Origin of the sequence: Methylobacterium sp. J-090 (assembly GCF_022829345.1) — a bacterium.
Classification (GTDB): domain Bacteria; phylum Pseudomonadota; class Alphaproteobacteria; order Rhizobiales; family Beijerinckiaceae; genus Methylobacterium.
The window spans coordinates 1-15805 of sequence record NZ_JAKSXV010000028.1 but is presented as its reverse complement, the minus strand read 5'-3'; the positions used below and the strand labels follow the sequence as shown (position 1 = coordinate 15805).

General features: G+C 70.7%; 18 protein-coding genes. 11 read left to right on the top strand and 7 right to left on the bottom strand.

The window, feature by feature from the left end:
• Positions 1-9 precede the first annotated feature (9 nt).
• From MKK49_RS03635 to MKK49_RS03625, 3 genes are read left to right on the top strand one after another with little or no spacing between them, the layout of a single operon-like run.
• Positions 10-1044 carry a FecCD family ABC transporter permease gene (locus tag MKK49_RS03635; protein ID WP_409565017.1) on the top strand — a complete coding sequence of 345 codons (1035 nt, stop codon included), beginning with the start codon at positions 10-12 and terminating at the stop codon, positions 1042-1044.
• Entirely contained in the window at positions 1044-1817 is a 774-nt protein-coding gene (locus MKK49_RS03630) for an ABC transporter ATP-binding protein (protein ID WP_244026700.1), read from the top strand. The genes MKK49_RS03635 and MKK49_RS03630 overlap by 1 nt, the downstream gene beginning before the upstream one ends.
• A gap of 19 nt (positions 1818-1836) precedes the next feature.
• Positions 1837-2322 carry an SAM-dependent methyltransferase gene (locus tag MKK49_RS03625; RefSeq protein ID WP_244026699.1) on the top strand — a complete coding sequence of 162 codons (486 nt, stop codon included), beginning with the start codon at positions 1837-1839 and terminating at the stop codon, positions 2320-2322.
• Positions 2323-2451: 129 nt separating this feature from the next.
• Here MKK49_RS03625 and MKK49_RS03620 read toward each other — a convergent pair whose 3' ends face one another.
• The gene (locus tag MKK49_RS03620) at positions 2452-2661 is read right to left on the bottom strand and encodes a molybdopterin-binding protein (protein ID WP_147708399.1); all 210 of its coding nucleotides are present in this window, start codon (positions 2659-2661) and stop codon (positions 2452-2454) included.
• A gap of 13 nt (positions 2662-2674) precedes the next feature.
• Entirely contained in the window at positions 2675-3457 is a 783-nt protein-coding gene (gene modA / locus MKK49_RS03615) for a molybdate ABC transporter substrate-binding protein (RefSeq protein ID WP_244026698.1), read from the bottom strand.
• A 246-nt stretch (positions 3458-3703) separates the two neighbouring features.
• On the opposite strand from modA, the gene MKK49_RS03610 reads away from it, so the two are divergent.
• From MKK49_RS03610 to MKK49_RS03590, 5 genes are all read left to right on the top strand, one after another.
• The gene (locus MKK49_RS03610) at positions 3704-4474 is read left to right on the top strand and encodes an SDR family NAD(P)-dependent oxidoreductase (RefSeq protein ID WP_244026697.1); all 771 of its coding nucleotides are present in this window, start codon (positions 3704-3706) and stop codon (positions 4472-4474) included.
• Between the two features lie 26 nt (positions 4475-4500).
• A complete protein-coding gene (locus MKK49_RS03605; protein WP_244026696.1) occupies positions 4501-4992 on the top strand; it encodes an ureidoglycolate lyase in 492 nt (163 codons plus the stop codon).
• Between the two features lie 18 nt (positions 4993-5010).
• On the top strand, positions 5011-5799 hold the full coding sequence (locus MKK49_RS03600) for a glutathione S-transferase family protein (RefSeq protein ID WP_244026695.1): 789 nt from the start codon (positions 5011-5013) through the stop codon (positions 5797-5799).
• Between the two features lie 101 nt (positions 5800-5900).
• The gene (locus MKK49_RS03595; RefSeq protein WP_244026694.1) at positions 5901-6164 is read left to right on the top strand and encodes a hypothetical protein; all 264 of its coding nucleotides are present in this window, start codon (positions 5901-5903) and stop codon (positions 6162-6164) included.
• 467 nt (positions 6165-6631) lie between these two features.
• Positions 6632-7294 carry a Crp/Fnr family transcriptional regulator gene (locus MKK49_RS03590; RefSeq protein WP_244026693.1) on the top strand — a complete coding sequence of 221 codons (663 nt, stop codon included), beginning with the start codon at positions 6632-6634 and terminating at the stop codon, positions 7292-7294.
• A 21-nt stretch (positions 7295-7315) separates the two neighbouring features.
• On the opposite strand, the gene MKK49_RS03585 is transcribed toward MKK49_RS03590, so the two are convergent.
• The 5 genes from MKK49_RS03585 to MKK49_RS03565 all read right to left on the bottom strand — a co-directional run bounded on the left by MKK49_RS03585 (position 7316) and on the right by MKK49_RS03565 (position 13427).
• The gene (locus MKK49_RS03585) at positions 7316-9037 is read right to left on the bottom strand and encodes a putative 2-aminoethylphosphonate ABC transporter permease subunit (RefSeq protein ID WP_244026692.1); all 1722 of its coding nucleotides are present in this window, start codon (positions 9035-9037) and stop codon (positions 7316-7318) included.
• An 8-nt stretch (positions 9038-9045) separates the two neighbouring features.
• Positions 9046-10143 (bottom strand): putative 2-aminoethylphosphonate ABC transporter ATP-binding protein, encoded by a 1098-nt coding sequence (locus MKK49_RS03580; protein ID WP_244026691.1) that lies wholly within the window; start codon positions 10141-10143, stop codon positions 9046-9048.
• Positions 10144-10187: 44 nt separating this feature from the next.
• Positions 10188-11207 (bottom strand): putative 2-aminoethylphosphonate ABC transporter substrate-binding protein, encoded by a 1020-nt coding sequence (locus MKK49_RS03575; RefSeq protein WP_244026690.1) that lies wholly within the window; start codon positions 11205-11207, stop codon positions 10188-10190.
• 262 nt (positions 11208-11469) lie between these two features.
• On the bottom strand, positions 11470-12297 hold the full coding sequence (gene phnX, locus MKK49_RS03570) for a phosphonoacetaldehyde hydrolase (RefSeq protein WP_244026689.1): 828 nt from the start codon (positions 12295-12297) through the stop codon (positions 11470-11472).
• A gap of 20 nt (positions 12298-12317) precedes the next feature.
• Positions 12318-13427, bottom strand: a complete 1110-nt coding sequence (locus tag MKK49_RS03565; RefSeq protein ID WP_244026688.1) for a 2-aminoethylphosphonate--pyruvate transaminase — start codon at positions 13425-13427, stop codon at positions 12318-12320.
• Positions 13428-13557: 130 nt separating this feature from the next.
• Between MKK49_RS03565 and MKK49_RS03560 the strand changes: the two genes are divergently transcribed.
• From MKK49_RS03560 to MKK49_RS03550, 3 genes are all read left to right on the top strand, one after another.
• Positions 13558-14421 carry a LysR substrate-binding domain-containing protein gene (locus tag MKK49_RS03560; RefSeq protein WP_244026687.1) on the top strand — a complete coding sequence of 288 codons (864 nt, stop codon included), beginning with the start codon at positions 13558-13560 and terminating at the stop codon, positions 14419-14421.
• Positions 14418-15218, top strand: a complete 801-nt coding sequence (locus MKK49_RS03555) for a DeoR/GlpR family DNA-binding transcription regulator (protein ID WP_244026686.1) — start codon at positions 14418-14420, stop codon at positions 15216-15218. Before MKK49_RS03560 ends, MKK49_RS03555 begins: the two co-directional genes overlap by 4 nt.
• 100 nt (positions 15219-15318) lie before the next feature.
• Positions 15319-15805, top strand: a 487-nt coding sequence (locus tag MKK49_RS03550) for an EamA family transporter (protein ID WP_409565012.1), incomplete at its 3' end; no start/stop codon positions are given.

The window sequence follows — 15805 nt, the reverse complement described above, 5'->3', positions numbered from 1 at the left end:
GCGGAGGTCCTGACCCTCCCGGCGGGGCGGCGGCGAGTCCGCGCGGTCGCCGGATGGGGCTTGCCCGTCCTCGCGCTCTGCGCCCTCGCGGTCGTGGCGCTCGCCACCGGCCGGTACGCGGTGCCGATGGGCGATGTCTTCGACGTGCTCGCCGCCGCGCTGTTCGGATGGCCGTCGGGCGCCGACGCCACGGTCCAGACGGTGGTGTTGCGGGTGCGCCTGCCCCGCGTCGCCGCCGCCCTCGTGGTCGGATCGGCCCTCGCGGCGGCCGGGGCGACCTATCAGGGGCTGTTTCGCAATCCCCTAGTCTCGCCCGACATCCTCGGGGTCTCGGCCGGTGCCAGCCTCGGGGCGGTGCTCGGCATCTTCCTGTCCCTGCCCGTGGCGGCGATCCAGGGGCTCGCCTTCGCGGGCGGCCTCGCCGCCGTGGCGGCCGTCTACGCCGTGGGCGCCACGGTGCGCCGGCACGATCCGGTGCTGACCCTGGTGCTCGCCGGCGTCGCCATCGGGGCGGTGCTGGGGGCGGCGATCTCCCTCATCAAGGTCCTGGCCGACCCCTACAACCAGCTGCCGGCCATCACCTACTGGTTGCTCGGCAGCCTCGCCTCGGTGACGCTCACGGATGTCGGCGCCATCCTGCCGGCCATCGTTCTGGGCCTCGTACCCCTCGTGCTCCTGCGTTGGCGCATGAACCTCATGAGTCTCGGCGAGGAAGAGGCCCGGGCGCTCGGCGTCGAGACCCGGGCCCTGCGTCCGCTCCTCATCATGGCCGCGACCCTGGTCACGGCGGCGGCCGTCTCGGTGACGGGCGTCATCGGCTGGATCGGTCTCCTCGTGCCCCACGTCGCCCGGCTCCTCGTCGGCCCGGATTTCCGGCGCCTGCTGCCGGCCTCCCTGATGCTCGGCGCCGGCTACCTGCTCGCCGTCGACATCGTCGCCCGCACGCTGGCGCCCGTGGAGGTGCCGCTCGGCATCCTCACGGCCCTCATCGGCGCGCCGTTCTTCCTGTGGCTGCTCGCGAGCGGCCGGCGCGGCTGGGCCTGATGCTGCTCGACGTCGAGACCCTCGCGTTCGGATACGGAACCCGAAGGATCGGGTCGGACGTCAGCTTCGGCCTCGCGGCCGGCGAGGTCCTGTGCCTTCTCGGCCCCAATGGCGGCGGCAAGACCACCCTGTTCAAGACCCTGCTGGGACTCCTGCCCAAGCAATCGGGGCGGATTCTCCTCGACGGCGCCGACGTCGCCGGCTGGTCGCGCGCACGCCTCGCCCGCAGCCTCGGCTACGTGCCGCAGGCGCAGGCCGCGCTGTTTCCGTTCTCGGTCCGCGACGTCGTCCTCATGGGGCGCGCCAGCCGCCTCGGCGCCTTCGCCAGCCCCGGCCGGGCCGACCGCGCCCACGCCGAACGGGCGCTGGCGACCCTGGGCATCACGCATCTGGCCGACCGCATCTACACCGAGATCAGCGGCGGCGAGCGCCAGATGGTGCTCATCGCCCGGGCGCTCGCCGGGGAGCCGCGCCTCCTCGTCATGGACGAACCCACCGCCAGCCTCGATTTCGGCAACCAGACCCGGGTTCTCGATCAGGTGCGGCGGCTGGCGCGCGGCGGGATCGCCGTAATCCTCTCGACCCACGACCCCGACCACGCCTTCCTCTGTGCCGACCGCGTCGCCCTGCTGCACGAGGGCTGCCTCGCGGCCCTCGGCACCCCGGCCGAGACGATCACGCCGACGAGCCTGGAGCGCCTCTACGGCGTCGCCGTCGCGGTGGTGCCCCTGCCCGGATACGGCCGCTCCGTCTGCGCGCCGATTCTGTCCTGATTCGCAAGAGGCCTTGCCCATGGTGCGCCTGAACGAGATCCGCCTGAACGAGATCGCCGTGGCGACGCCCGCCGCCACCGATGCGGGACTCGTCTATGTCGGGCGCATCGCGACGCCCTGGACCGATCGCCTCGCCTGCCCGCGCCAGGGCCGGGCCGACGGGCCCCTGTGCCGGATCACGGTGTTCGAGCCCTGGGTGGCGGCCCTCGACGGGCTCGCCGCCTATGCGCGGATCGAGGTGCTGTACTGGCTTGACGCCTCGCGGCGCGATCTCGTCCACCAATGCCCGGCGAGCGACGGCGTCGCGCGCGGCACCTTCTCCCTGCGCTCGCCCGTGCGCCCGAATCCCATCGGGACGTCCATCGCGCATCTCGTCTCCATCGAGGGGCCGGTCGTCACCGTGCGCGGCCTCGACTGTCTCGACGGAACCCCGCTCCTCGACCTCAAGCCGGATCGCAGACTGTTCACGCCCGTCGCCCCGCCGCAGCCCGGCGACTTCGAATGAGACGGCCTCCGCTTGATCGAAGTGGAGGCCGTCTCAGGCAAGCCCGCGCGGCGCCTGAGCGACGCCCACATCCGCCATCCCGAAGGGATCATTCGGATCTGGTCATGAGGGCCGCGACCCGGAATCCGTTCAGTCGACGGCGATCATCACGTCGGACGCCTTGACCACGGCGTAGGCCTGGCCGCCGACCGTGAGGCCGAGGGCGTCCACCGCCTCGTTGGTGATCGAGGACGTGATGACCGTGCCGTCGGCGACCTCGATCTTCACGTGGGCGGTGGTGGCGCCCTTCTCGACGGAGACGACCTTGCCCTTGAGGGTGTTGCGCGCGCTGATCTTCATCGGTGTTCTTTCATTACTGTGAGGGACCGGCGCCGAGGAGTTGGAAGCCCTGCGCCTCGAAGTAGGGCCGGGCCGCCGCGCTCTTAAGGAAGGCGAGGAAGCGGGCCGCGCCCTCGCCCCTGGCCTCGGCGGTGACGGCGAACGGATACACCACGGGCGGGTGCGAGTCCGCCGGAAACACGCCCACCACCTTCACGCCGGGATCAGATTTCGCATCGCTCTCGTAGACGACACCCAGGGGGGCTTCGCCGCGCGAGACGAGGAGGAGGGCGGCGCGGACGTTGTCGGCCTGGGCGAGGCGCGGCTGCAGACCGGTCCAGAGGCCGAGTTTCTCGAAGGCCGTCTTGGCGTACTTGCCGATGGGCACGGAGGTTACCTCGCCCGTGGCGAGCCGGCCGTCGGGGCCGAGGGCGGCGGCGAAGCCCTCTTGGGTGAACGGCACGTCCGTCGTCTTGGCGTCCTTCGGCGCGATGACCACGATGCGGTTGCCGAGGAGGTTCACCCGGGTCTCGGGGCGCACGAGGTTCTTCTTCGAAAGATAGTCCATCCATTCGAGGTCGGCCGAGGCGAAGAGATCCGCCGGCGCGCCGGATTCGATCTGCCGCGCCAGGGCCGAGGAGGCGGCGTAGCTCGCCTTCAGCTCGACGCCGCTCTGAGCGGTGAACGCCTTGCCGGCATTGTCGAGGGCGTTCTTCAGGCTGGCTGCCGCGAAGACCGTCGCGGTCTCGGCGGCCTGGGCGGCGGGCGACAGGGCCACGAGGCCGACGAGCAGGAGGGCGCGCAGGGAGGTGAGCATGCGGGATCGATCCTCGGGACGGGACGGCGGGGCGGGCCCGTGGGGCGCCGGGATCGGGTATATACCTTCAAGCATAGCGAGGGCCAGGGTCCGCCCGGGGGCGAGCGATTCGCGGCATGCCGTCCTTCGACTCCGGACGGGACACGATCCGCGGAACCGCGCGGTCCCTCGCCGATTGACGCCTCATCGGAAATCGGCACCGCGCAGCGGCGCAGGACATGGGATCATGCGGGGTATGGGATCATCATGAAGCTGCACGGCAAGCGCGCCCTCGTCACCGGAGCCGATTCCGGCATCGGGCAGGCGACGGCGGAGTTGTTCGCCCGCGAGGGCGCGGACGTCGCCATCACCTACAACACCGACGCCGAGGGCGCCCGGGAGACGGCACGGCGCGTGGAGGCGCTGGGCCGGCGCTGCCTCGTCATCCAGAACGATGTCGGCGATCCGGCCTCCGTCGCGGCGACCTTCGACCGTGTGGCGAGCGAACTCGGAATCCTCGACATCCTCGTCAACAACGCCGGACAGGCCATGAGCGGCATGCCCGTGGCCGAGATGGAGGAAGCGAAGCTCGAGCAGATCCTGCGCGTCAACCTGATGGGCCCGGTCTTCTGCGCCAAGGCCTTCATCGCGGTGCGCCGCGCCAACGGCGGACGCGGCAAGATCGTGATCGTCTCCTCCGTGGCCCAGCACCTGCCGACGCCGGAGAGCGCCCCCTACGGCATGTCGAAGGCCGGCGTCGGCTCCCTGTGCCGGAGCCTGTCGCGCGAGCTCGCCGAGGACAAGATCAACGTCAACAACGTCGCGCCGGGCCTCATCGAGACGCCGATGACGAGCGACCGGTTCGAGAACCCCGAGAAGCTCGAAGCCTCCCTGGAACGGATCCCGTGGCACCGCGCCGGCCAGCCCGACGAGATCGCCAAGGCGATTCTCTATCTCGCCAGCGACGATTCCGACTACGTGACCGGCCACACCCTCGTGGTCGATGGCGGCCTGACCATGCAATGGGGCGGCGCCTGAGCGCCGAGACGCCCGGGGTGCGACCCGTGCCGCGGACCGATGCCGCGCGGACCCTCCCGATCCGTCCCATCGACGCGGCGGCGTTCGCGCCGTTCGGGACGCTGCTGGAGGCGCCGGACGTCGCCCCGCGCCAGGACCACGCCACCGTCATCGAGAACGGGCGCCCGGGGGTGCGCGCCAACCTCGCCCTGATCCGGAGCGAACCCTGGTCCGACCGGGTGCCCGTGACGCGCCTGGAGCGGCACCCCCATTCGAGTCAGGCCTTCCTGCCGCTCGCCGTGCGCGCCTACGTGGTGGTGGTGGCGCCCGACCGGGACGGTCGCCCCGACGAGGCCGAGCTGCGGGCGTTCCGCGTGCCCGGCCATATCGGCCTGAACTACCGGGCCGGGGCCTGGCACGCCCACATGATGACCCTCGATGCCCCCGGCACCTTCGCCATGCTCGACCACGAGGATGGGGGCGCGGACGATTGCCACGTGGTCGCGATCACGCCCATTGCCCTGACCCTCGCACCCTGATCCCGCCCCGGAACCCCCATGGTGCTGCTCTACGAGCATCCGCTCTCGTCCTACGCCCAGAAGGTCAAGATCGCGCTTCGCGAGAAGGGCGTGGCGTTCACGGCCGAGCTGCCCGAGAGCTTCGGCACCGGGCGTTCCGACGGCCCGTTCGCGCAGGCCAATCCGCGCACGGAAGTGCCGGTGCTCCGCGACGAGACCGTGTCGATCTTCGATTCCACCATCATCCTCGAATACATCGAGGAACGCTGGCCCGATCCGCCGCTCCTGCCTCGGGGGCCGGCGGCCCGTGCCTTCGCGCGGATCACCGAAGAGGTCTGCGACACCCAGTACGAGGCCATGAACTGGGGCTTCGGCGAGGTCCTGTGGTTCCGCCGCGCCACCGGAGCGCTCGCCGACCGCCTGCGCGCCCAGGCGGCGGCACAGACGCGGGTGCTGCAGGACTGGCTCGCGGGACGCCTCGGCGATGCCGATTGGTTCGGCGGAGAGCGCTTCGGCTGGGCCGACGCGGCGGCGGCGCCCCTGGTCAACCGCTCGGTGCATTACGGCCTCGGGCCCGAGCCCGGCAGCCCGCTCCGGCGCTGGCATGCGCGGGTGGGCCAACGCCCCGCCGTGGCCCGGACCTTCGCCGAGTTCGAGGCCGCCGCCGCCCGAATGGCGCAGGCCGCGGACCTCTACACCACGGGAACGCGGCGACGCGAATATCGCGACCACCGCCTCGAATGGATGGTCAAGTCGGGTGGCCTGTCCGTGGTGGAGGCGGGCCTGCGCGACGGCAACATCCGCTTCTCCTGGCCCGACGCGCCGTAGACGGGGTCGTGCGGTGTCGCACGGTAAACCGCGACACCGCCTGAACCGACCTTCCCCGCACCCGTTGGACTACGAATGTCCGTAAGCGAAGGAAGCGCGCTATGACCTCCAGAATTCCCCTGATCGCCGCCCTCGTGCTCGCGGTCGGGTCGGCACACCCAGTTCTGGCCCAATCCCCCGCCGAGACCGGGACCGGCGGGAACGTCACCACCACGACGCGGGCACCCAACACCACCTCCGTGGGCCAGACCAAGCCGCCCGGCGCCGCTGCCGGCGGCGAGGTCGATCAGAACCTCGATCAGCGCACGAAGCAGCAGAAGAAGGACAGGGAGATCACCAAGGGCATCTGCACCGGCTGCAATTGACGGGGCTTCATGAAACGCCCGCTCAAGGTGGATTCTCCCTCCGAGCCGGACGGCATGACGGGTGTTTCGCGAAAGCCGCCCCGGCGCGCGGCTCCTACGGTCGGATGACGTTTCACGCAAAGCCCCGTCGCGCCTCGGCTGCCCCATGCGGCAGGGTCGCGACGGCGAAGGGCTCGCCCTTCGCCAAGGCGCCGTTTTTTTGATGTGCGAATTTGGATTTAACCTGTTTGAGGCCAGGCGCCCGCGCGGATCGAATATTTACCGACGTTCATCGATCGCAAATAATAATATTGCTCTGGTATCCAGATAAAAAGTGCCTATCTCTCATCCGTGGATCGGCTCGGATCATTCGCTCGATACAAAAGCGCCTGATTTTTTTTAAAGCAGGCGTTGGTATGAAACCGTCCATTGATCAGTTTAAATTATCGAACAAGTTGCTTGCCGGTCTTCGGCCCGACCTGTTCGCCATGCTCGAACCGCACCTCGTGCCCGCTTCGCTGGATCGCCACCACGTCGTCGAAAGTCATGATGAGCCCATTTCCCGGGTCTGCTTTCCGGGACCGGGCGTCATCTCCGTCGTCGCCCGCACGCCGAGCGGCACGCGTCTGGAAACCGGGCTGATCGGCCCGGAGGGCATGACGGGGGTGGCGCTGCTCTACGGCGTCGATCGCACGCCGCACGAGACCTTCGTGCAGATTCCCTGTCGGGTCCTGTGGCTGCCGGCCTCCGACCTGCGGCAAGCCTTGATCGAGAGCCAGCCCCTGCATCGCCACCTCCTGCGCTACGCCTACGCCTTCTCGATTCAGGTGGCGCAGACGGCGCTCTGCAACGGCCGCTTCACCATCGAGCAGCGCCTCGCCCGCTGGCTCCTCATGAGCCACGATCGCGTCGACCGCGAGGACATCATGCTCACCCACGAGTTCCTGTCTCTCATGCTCGGCGTGCGCCGCGCCGGCGTGACGACGGCCCTGCGCAACCTCGTCACCCTCGGGTCCATCGGCATCCATCGCGGCACCATCGTCATCCGGGACCGCGCCCTGCTCCTGGTCTCGGCGGGCGAGACCTACGGCGCGCCGGAAGCGAGTTACGCCGCCGTCATGGGGACTACGCCCCCCGGGCTCGCCGCCTGACCGTCGGCGCGGGCCGGCACGTCACGCCGTCCCCTCGCGGCGCCGCCAGACCTGGGCGCGGGCGAGGACGAAGCGGTTGACCAGGGCCAGCACGAGGCGGGCGCCGAGCGCGGTCGCCATGATCACGCTCGCCATGGCGGCGGCGGAGGCCGTGGTGCCGGCCTCGTCCATGTGGACGATGGCGATGGCCGCGAGCTTGGTGCCCGATCCGTAGAGGAAGATCACCGCCGAGACCGTCGTCATGGCGTTGACGAAGAGGTAGACGGCGAGTTCCAGCACGGTCGGCAGGCAGATCGGCAGGCTGACCCGGCGGAAGGTCTGCCAGAACGGCACCTTGAGGGAGGCCGAGACCGCCTCGAACTCGGGGTCGATCTGCTTCAGGGCCGTCGTCGCGGTCACGTGCGCCACGGTGTAGTAATGCGCCACCGTGTTGATCACGAGGAGCGCCAGGGTCCCGTAGAGGACGTTCAGGGGGTTCCAGGGCGCGTTGAAGAAGAACACGTAGCCGAGGCCGAGCACGAGTCCGGGCACGGCGAGGGGCAGCATCGCCAGCAGTTGCGCCACGGCGCGGCCGGCGGAGAACACCTTGAGCTTCTCGATGAGGTAGGCGCCGCAGAACACCAGCCCGGTGCCGAGGACGGCCACCGCGCCGGCCATGACGAGCGAGTTGCCATAGGGCGTCCAGCCGTCCGAATCGGCCGCCGCGAAGTCGTAATGGTCGAGGGTGAGGCCGAGGTTGTACGGCCAGTAGCGGATGAACGAGGCCCAGACGGCGACCCCGTAGGTGGCGACGATGAGACCGGCGACGAGCCCGGCATAGGCGAGCGACAGGCCGTCGCGGACGGGGTGGGGCTTGGCCTCGTAGGGAACGGAGCGGGCCGAGAGCAGGGCCGATTGCCGGCGCCGGATCAACCGGTCCACGCAGAAGGCCAGCACCGCAGGCGCCAGCATCAGCAGCCCGACCACGGCGCCCATGGGGAAGATCTGCTGGCCCACCACCTGGCGGTAGGCGTCGGTGGCGAGTACCGGATACTGACCGCCGATGACCTTCGGGATGCCGAAATCCGTCACCACCAGGGTGAAGACCACGAAGGCCGCGCTGACGAGGCCGTAGCGGGCGCCCGGCAGGGTCACGGTGGCGAAGGTGCGCAGGCGCCCCGTGCCCATGGCGGCGGCGGCCTCGTAGAGCCGCGCGTCGGACAGCGCCAGGGCCGTCATCAGGATGATGAGGGCGTGCGGGAAGGCATAGAGGCATTCGGCGATGACGATGCCGATGGGGCCGTAGACGCTGTGACCGAGGAGCAGCCCGCGCAGGAATCCCTGGTTGCCGAGGATGTAGGTGAGGGCGATGCCCGACAGCAGAGAGGGCGCGAACAGCGGCAGCAGGGCCAGGGCCAGCAGCACGCCCCGGAACCGCATCGCCGTGCGGGTCAGCGCGTAGGCGTACGCGAAGGCGAGGGGCACCACGACCGCCACCGTGATGCCGGCCACCGCGAGGCTGTTGACCAGGGCCTCGACCAGGGTCGGCGTGGCAAAGTAGGTGCGGAAGTTGGACAGCCCCGCGAAGCCGCCGCCCGGGGCCTCCAGGCTCTTGATGAGCAGGGTGCCGAGCGGCAGGGCGAGGATGAGGACGAGTATCAGGCACAGGCCGGCGACGAGCACGGTGGCGACGAGGCGCTCCGGCACGCGGGCGCGCCGCGCCGGGGCGGCCTCCGGCAGGGCGAGGGCGAGGGCCTCCGTCATCGCGGGACTCACGCGCGCGCCGCCACCGGGAAGGCCCTGAGGGCCGCCGGCGGCAAGGAGACGTAGAGGTACTGGCCTTCCGTCAAGGCGAGGTCGCCGTGGAGATTGGCCGAGACGTCGGCCACGAGGGAGCCGCCGAGGTCGAGGCTGGGCTCCAGGCGGGCGCGGGTGAAGGCGCCGAGGAATTCGAGGCTGCGGACGCGGACCTGAAACGCGTTCACGTCGGTGGGCCGGACGTTGCCAACCCGGATCTCCTCCGGCCGGAAGCCCAGGCGCACGGGGCTGCCGGGGACGAAGCCGCGCCCGTCCTCGCAGACGAGATCGACGGCGCCGACCCGGAGCTGCCGGGCCGCCCCGACGGTGGCGTCGAGGAAGGTCATGGCGCCGATGAAGTCGGCCACGAAGGCGGTGGCCGGGTTCCGGTAGATGTCACCGGGCGTGCCGATCTGCTCGATGGCGCCGCGGTTCATCACCACGACCCGGTCGGCCATGGCGAGGGCCTCCTCCTGGTCGTGGGTGACCATGATGGTGGTGATGCCGAGCCGCTTCTGCAGGTGCCGGATCTCCTCGCGCAGCCGGGTCCGCACCTTCGCGTCGAGGGCCGAGAGGGGTTCGTCGAGCAGCAGCAGGGACGGCGAGGTGGCGAGCGCCCGGGCCAGCGCCACCCGCTGCTGCTGCCCGCCCGAGAGCTGGACCGGATGCTTGTCGCCCTGCTCGGGCAGGCCGACGAGGGCGAGGAGCTCGGCCACGCGGGCGGCGATGCGGGCCCGGTCGAGGCGGCGGTTGACGAGGCCGTAGGCAACGTTGGCGGCCACCGTCAGGTTCGGGAACAGGGCGTAGGACTGGAACACGATGCCGAAGTCGCGCGCGGCCGGTGGCGCATGCGAGACGTCTCGGCCGGCGATCCCGATCCGGCCTTCGTCCTGCCGGTCGAGGCCGGCGATGAGGCGCAGCAGGGTGGTCTTGCCGCAGCCCGAGGGGCCGAGGAAGCACACGAACTCGCCGCGCCCGATGGCGAGGTCGATCCGGTCGAGGGCCGTGAACGCGCCGTAGCGCTTCGACAGGCCCGAGACGGTCAGGAACGGGGTCGCATCGCGCTGCGTCATGGCGGGGCCCTCGGCCTAGCTGGAGGACTTACTTCTCGACTGCCTTACTTCTTGGCGGCTTTGGCCTCGTAGCGGCGCGACCATTCGGCCAGAACCCGCTCGCGGTTGTCCGCCATCCAGCCGAGATCGTTCTTGATCATCGCGGCCTCCGCGCCCGCGGGATAGTTCGCCGGCACGGTGGCGACGCCCGGGTAGGCGACCACGGCGTAGCTCTTGGCGTAGAGTTCGTTGGCGGCCTTGGTGGCGCCCCAGTCGGCGACCTTGCGGGCCGCGTCCATGTGCTTCGTGGTGGCCACGATGGCGTAGGCCTCCTCGTCCCAGCCGGTGCCGTCGGCGGGCGCGATGACGGCGAGCGGCGCGCCCTTGGTCTTCTCGGCGGCCCCCCGCATGTCGAGGGAAAGGCCGGCGGTGCGCTCGCCCCGCGCCGCCTGCACGCACGGGGCCGAGCCCGAATGCAGGTAGGCGGCGATGTTGTCGTGGAGCCGGTCCATGTAGGCCCAGCCGGATTCCTCGCCCATGCCCTGGAGCCAGCCCGCCACCAGCAGGTAGCCGGTGCCGGACGAGGCCGGATGCGGCATCACCACCTTGCCCTTGAGCTCGGGCGCCAGCAGGTCGGCCCAGCGCGCCGGCGTCCTGGCCTTGTCCTTCTCGGCTTCCGCCGTGTTGAAGCAGATCACGCCGATGGAGGCGTCCGTTCCGGTCCAGGTGTAGGGGGCCTTCGCATCCCGGAAGGCGGGTTTGAGGGCCTCGACGCCCTTGGGCTCGTAGGTGGCGAGCAGGCCCTGCTTCTCGAACATCAGGAGGCTGGAGGCGGCGAGCCCCATCACCATGTCGGCCCGCGGGTTGTCCTTCTCGGCCAAGAATCGGGCGGTGATGATGCCGGTCGAATCGCGCACCCACACCACCTCGACCTCGGGCACCGCCCGCTCGATGCCGGCCTTGAACGGACCGAGCTGGTCGTTCTCCAGCGCGGTGTAGATCGTGAGCCTGGTGCGCTCGGCGGCCTGGGCCGCCATGGGACCAGTGAGCGCGAGGGTCAGGGCGAGGAGGCCGAGGGCTTTCATGCGAGGACCTTCATGGACGCGTCTCCGGGGGCTTTTCAGGGGCTTTCGTCGCAACCGCTTTAAGGCGCGCTCCATGACAGTAGAAAGACGAAATCTCATCTCATCAAGATCAGGGTTTCAGCATCTCTTGCCTGTTTCGTGCTCAGAATTATCGATGACTTCGATCGATTGCGGATACGACGAAGCCGTCCACGGCGAGATGCCGTGGACGGTCCGCGAATGCTTCATGTCCGAGCGCCCGAAGCGCCCGGCGCGGCGCCGATCAGCAGGCCTGCGGCATGCGCCCGGCGGCCAGCAGGCCGTCGATGTCCGCGACGACGTCCGGCAGGTCCGCGATGGTGTCGATGAGGAAGTGCGGCTTAGACGCGGCGAACAGAGCCGCGATCCGCGCGCGCTCGGCGGCGAGGCGCTCGGCCGGCAGGCCTGAGAACTGTTCGTGGGTGAGGCCGAGCGCGTTGCCCGAGCAGGTGAGCGCCACGGTCCACATCCCGGCCTTGCGGCCTTCCAGGATGCCCGGCACCGTGTCGTCGACCTTCACGCAGGCGGCGACGTCGTCGATGCCGAGCGCGATGACGTTGGCCAGCGCCTGGGCCGGCCACGGCCGCCCGTTCGGGACTTCGTCGGTCGCGACCACGTGGTCGGCGACGTAGCCGTTGGTGGCGGCGAGCGCCACGACCCGCTCCATCACGCGGGCCGGATACCCCGAGCACGAGCCGATCTTCAGGCCCCGGGCGCGCAGGGCCGCGATGGCCGCGAGGGCCCCGGGGATCACCGCCGAATGCTCGGCGATCTTCTCGATCTGGAGCGGCATGAAGCGCTCGTAGAGGGCGGTGACGTCGGCATCGCTCGCCGCCCGCCCGTGAGCGGCCGCGTAGCGCGCGGCGATGGCGGGATCGTCTAGGAGCGTGCGGATGTGGTCCCACTTGCCCATGCCCATGGGCCCGCGCGCCTCGGCCAGGCTCACGGCGACGCCGAACTCGGCGAACGCCTCGACGAAGATCTGAGTCGGCGCGAACGAACCGAAATCGACGACGGTGCCGGCCCAGTCGAGGATCGCCGCCTGGAGTCTTTTGGGAGGTGTGTACGACATGGCGGCTCTTCCTCGGGCGCTCAGGGCGTGGTGATGGCGAGGGCGCGCAGGGCGTCGGCGATCGCCTCCACCGCCCGTTCCATGTCGGTCGAATCCACGTGGCCGATGCAGCCCACGCGAAAGGTTTCCACCTGCGTGAGCTTGCCGGGGTAGAGGATGAAGCCGCGCTCCCGTACCGCCGCGTAGAAGTCGGCGAAGCGATAGTTCGGGTCGCGCGGGGCATGGACTGTGACGATGATCGGCGCCTGGATCGCGGGTGCCAGGAAGCTTGTCAGGCCGAGGCGCTCCAGCCCACGGATCAGCACGTCGCAATTGCGGGCGTACCGGGCGTGGCGGGCGGGCAGGCCGCCCTCCTCGTCGTATTGCAGCAGGGCCTCGTGCAGGGCCGCGACCACGTGGGTCGGCGGGGTGAAGCGCCATTGCCCCGTGCGCTCCAGATAGCCGTGCTGGTCGTGGAGGTCGAGCGCGAGGGACGACGCGTTGCCCTCGGTCCGCGCCAGGGCATCGGCGCGGGCGATGACGAAGCCCATGCCGGGGACCCCCTCGAGGCACTTGCCCGAGGCTGCGATCAGCGCCGCGAACGGCACCGCCCCGGCGTCGATGGGCAGCGCTCCGAACGAACTCATGGCATCGATGATCAGACTACGCCCGTGCCGCGCGACCACGGCGGCGATCTCGGGCAGGGGATTGAGGATGCCGGTGCTGGTCTCGCAATGGATCAGGCCGACATGGGTGATGGCGGGATCGGCGCGGAGCAGCCCCTCGACGGCGTCCGGCGTCGTCGGCACGTCGTCGGCGGTCTCGTAGACGCTGTGATCGCGGCCGAGCGCCTCGCAGATCTTCGCCAGGCGCTTGCCGTAGGCGCCGTTGACAAGGACCAGCACCTTGCCGGCGCGGGGCACGAAGGTGCCGATGGCCGCTTCCACCGCGAAGGTGCCGCTGCCCTGGAGCGGCACGCAGACATGGCTGCCGGTGCCGTTGGCGATGGCGACGAGCCGCTCGCACACGGCGGCCGTCAGCCGGTTGAAGCTGGAATCCCACGAGCCCCAGTCGGTCATCATCGCGGCGCGGGTGCGCGCCGAGGTGGTGAGCGGGCCGGGCGTCAGCAGGATGGGCGCGGTGGCGGTCATGATCGTCCTGTCCGGTCCCCTGAAGGACACGACCGAAGCGAGTCGGCGTGACCGGACCTTGCCTTCGGGGCATCCATCACATCAAATCGTTTGTCGTGATGCACGGCATCAGTCCGGCTGATGGGCTTCCATGAACCTGTTCCAGCTTCGCGCTTTCGACGCCGTCTCGCGCGAGGGCAGCTTCACCCGCGCGGCGCGGCGGCTCTGCATCAGCCAGCCGGCGGTGACCGGGCATATCAAGGCCCTGGAGGAGCGCTACGACCTCGTGCTGTTCCGGCGCACGGCCCGCAGCGCCGAGCTGACCCCGCAGGGGCAGGCGCTGGCCGAACTCACCGGGCCCCTGTTCGGCCTCGTCGAGCGGGCGGAGGACCTGCTGGAGGCCAACCGCAATCTGGTCTCGGGGCGCATCGAGATCGCCGTCGATTCGCCCCACATCGTCATGCCCCTGCTGGCGCGCCTGCGCGCGCGCCATCCCGGCATCGTCGTCGGCCTCCTCCTCGGCAACGCCGCCGAGACCCGGGAGGCCCTGCTCGCCGAGCGCGCGAGCGTCGCCGTGCTGACGGAGGCGCAGGCCCATCCCGACCTTCACCTCGAAGACATCGCCGTCTCGCGCATCTGCGCCGTGCTCGCCCGCACCCATCCCTGGGCGGGGCGGGGCGAACTCGATCCCAAGGACCTCGACGGCGTCGCCATGGTCCTGCGCGAGCCCGATTCCGTCACCCGCCGAACCTTCGACCGCGCCTGCGCCGCGCGCGGCGTCAGGCCCGACGTGCTGATGGAGCTCGACAGCCGCGAGGCGGTGATCGAGGCCGCCGCTGCGGGGATCGGCGTCGGCATCGTCTCCTCCCTCGAATGCGGGCATGACGGCCGCGTCGCGGCGATTCCCCTCACCGGGCCGGACCTCACCAACCGCCACGCCATCGCCTGCCTCGCGCGGCGCCGCACCCTGCGCCTGATCCGGACGGTGTTCGACCTCGCCAGGGCCGACCGATGAGGGACGCTCCCCGCACCCTCGCGGCCCGGCGCCAGGACGAGATCCTGGCGCGCCTCGGCACCGAGGGCAGCGTCAGCGTCGAGGCCATGGCGGCGCGCTTCGCGGTCTCGCGCGAGACTATCCGGCGCGACCTCAAGCATCTCGCCGAGCGCGGACGCCTCGCCATCGTCCATGGCGGCGCCACCCGCCGGGCCGACGAGCCGGCCCTCGCCGTGCGGGCGCGCGACAACCCCGAGGGCAAAGCCGCCATCGGCCGGGCGGCGGCCCGCCTGGTGGAGGACGGGATGGTGGTGGTGCTCGATTCCGGGGCGACCACCCTGGCGGTGGCCCACGCCCTCGCGGGCCTCGACCCCTTGCTCGGCGCCGCGCCGCGCGCGGGCGTGACGGTCTGCACCAACAGCCTGCCCGTCGGCCTCGTCCTGTGCCGGGTGCCCGGTCTCCGCGTCCATGTCCTCGGCGGCGCCGTCGAGCCCTCGGACGAGGCCGCCTTCGGCTCCGAGGCCGTGGCGGGCCTGGCGCGCTTTCGCGTCGACCTCGCCTTCGTCGGTGCGGGCGGCATCGCCCCAGACGGCGAGATCACGGACTTCGCGCCGCTCCCCACGGAGCTGCGGATCGCCATGCTGGCCTCGGCGGCGCGCGGCTACGTCGTGGCCGACCGCACCAAGTTCGGCCGCCTCACCCCTATCCGCCTCGCGCCGATCCCGGCCGGCAGTGGCCTCATCGTCGATGCCGCGCCCCCGCCCGGTATGGCGGCCGCCCTTACCGCCCGCGGTCTCGACATCGTCGTCGCGTCGTGATGTGGTTTTTTGTGGTTTTGCGCTTCCTTTTGGGAGGAATGCGGCCTAGGCCCGTGTCCTGCCGCGCGGCGTGCAGCGGCCGGAGCGGAGGCGCGGACGCGTGGAGACCCTGACCAGTACGGGCATGAGCCTTCCGGTCTTCGCGGCCGTGCTCGCCGCCGCCTGCATGCATGCGGGCTGGAACGCGGCGGCCAAGCTCAACCTCGAGCCGATCCTCACCATGGCGCTGATCTCGGCCTCGGCCGGCCTGTTCGCCCTGCCGGCGCTGGTCTGGTTCGGATTGCCGGCGCCGGCCGCGTGGCCCTGGCTCGCCGGCTCCATCGTCCTGCATCTCGGCTACTACGTCGCCCTCGCCGAGGCCTACCGCCACGCCGATATGGGACAGGTCTACCCCATCGCCCGGGGCAGTGCGCCCCTGCTCACGGCGCTCGCCTCCCTGATGGTGCTGCGCGAGGCGGTGGCGCCGCTCGCCGCCGCCGGCATCGTCGTCCTGTGCGCCGGCGTCGTCCTGATGGCTTTGGCCAAAGGCGGTACCAAGCCCCTGAGCCGGACGGGCCTCGGCCTCGCCCTGCTCACCGGCGTTCTGA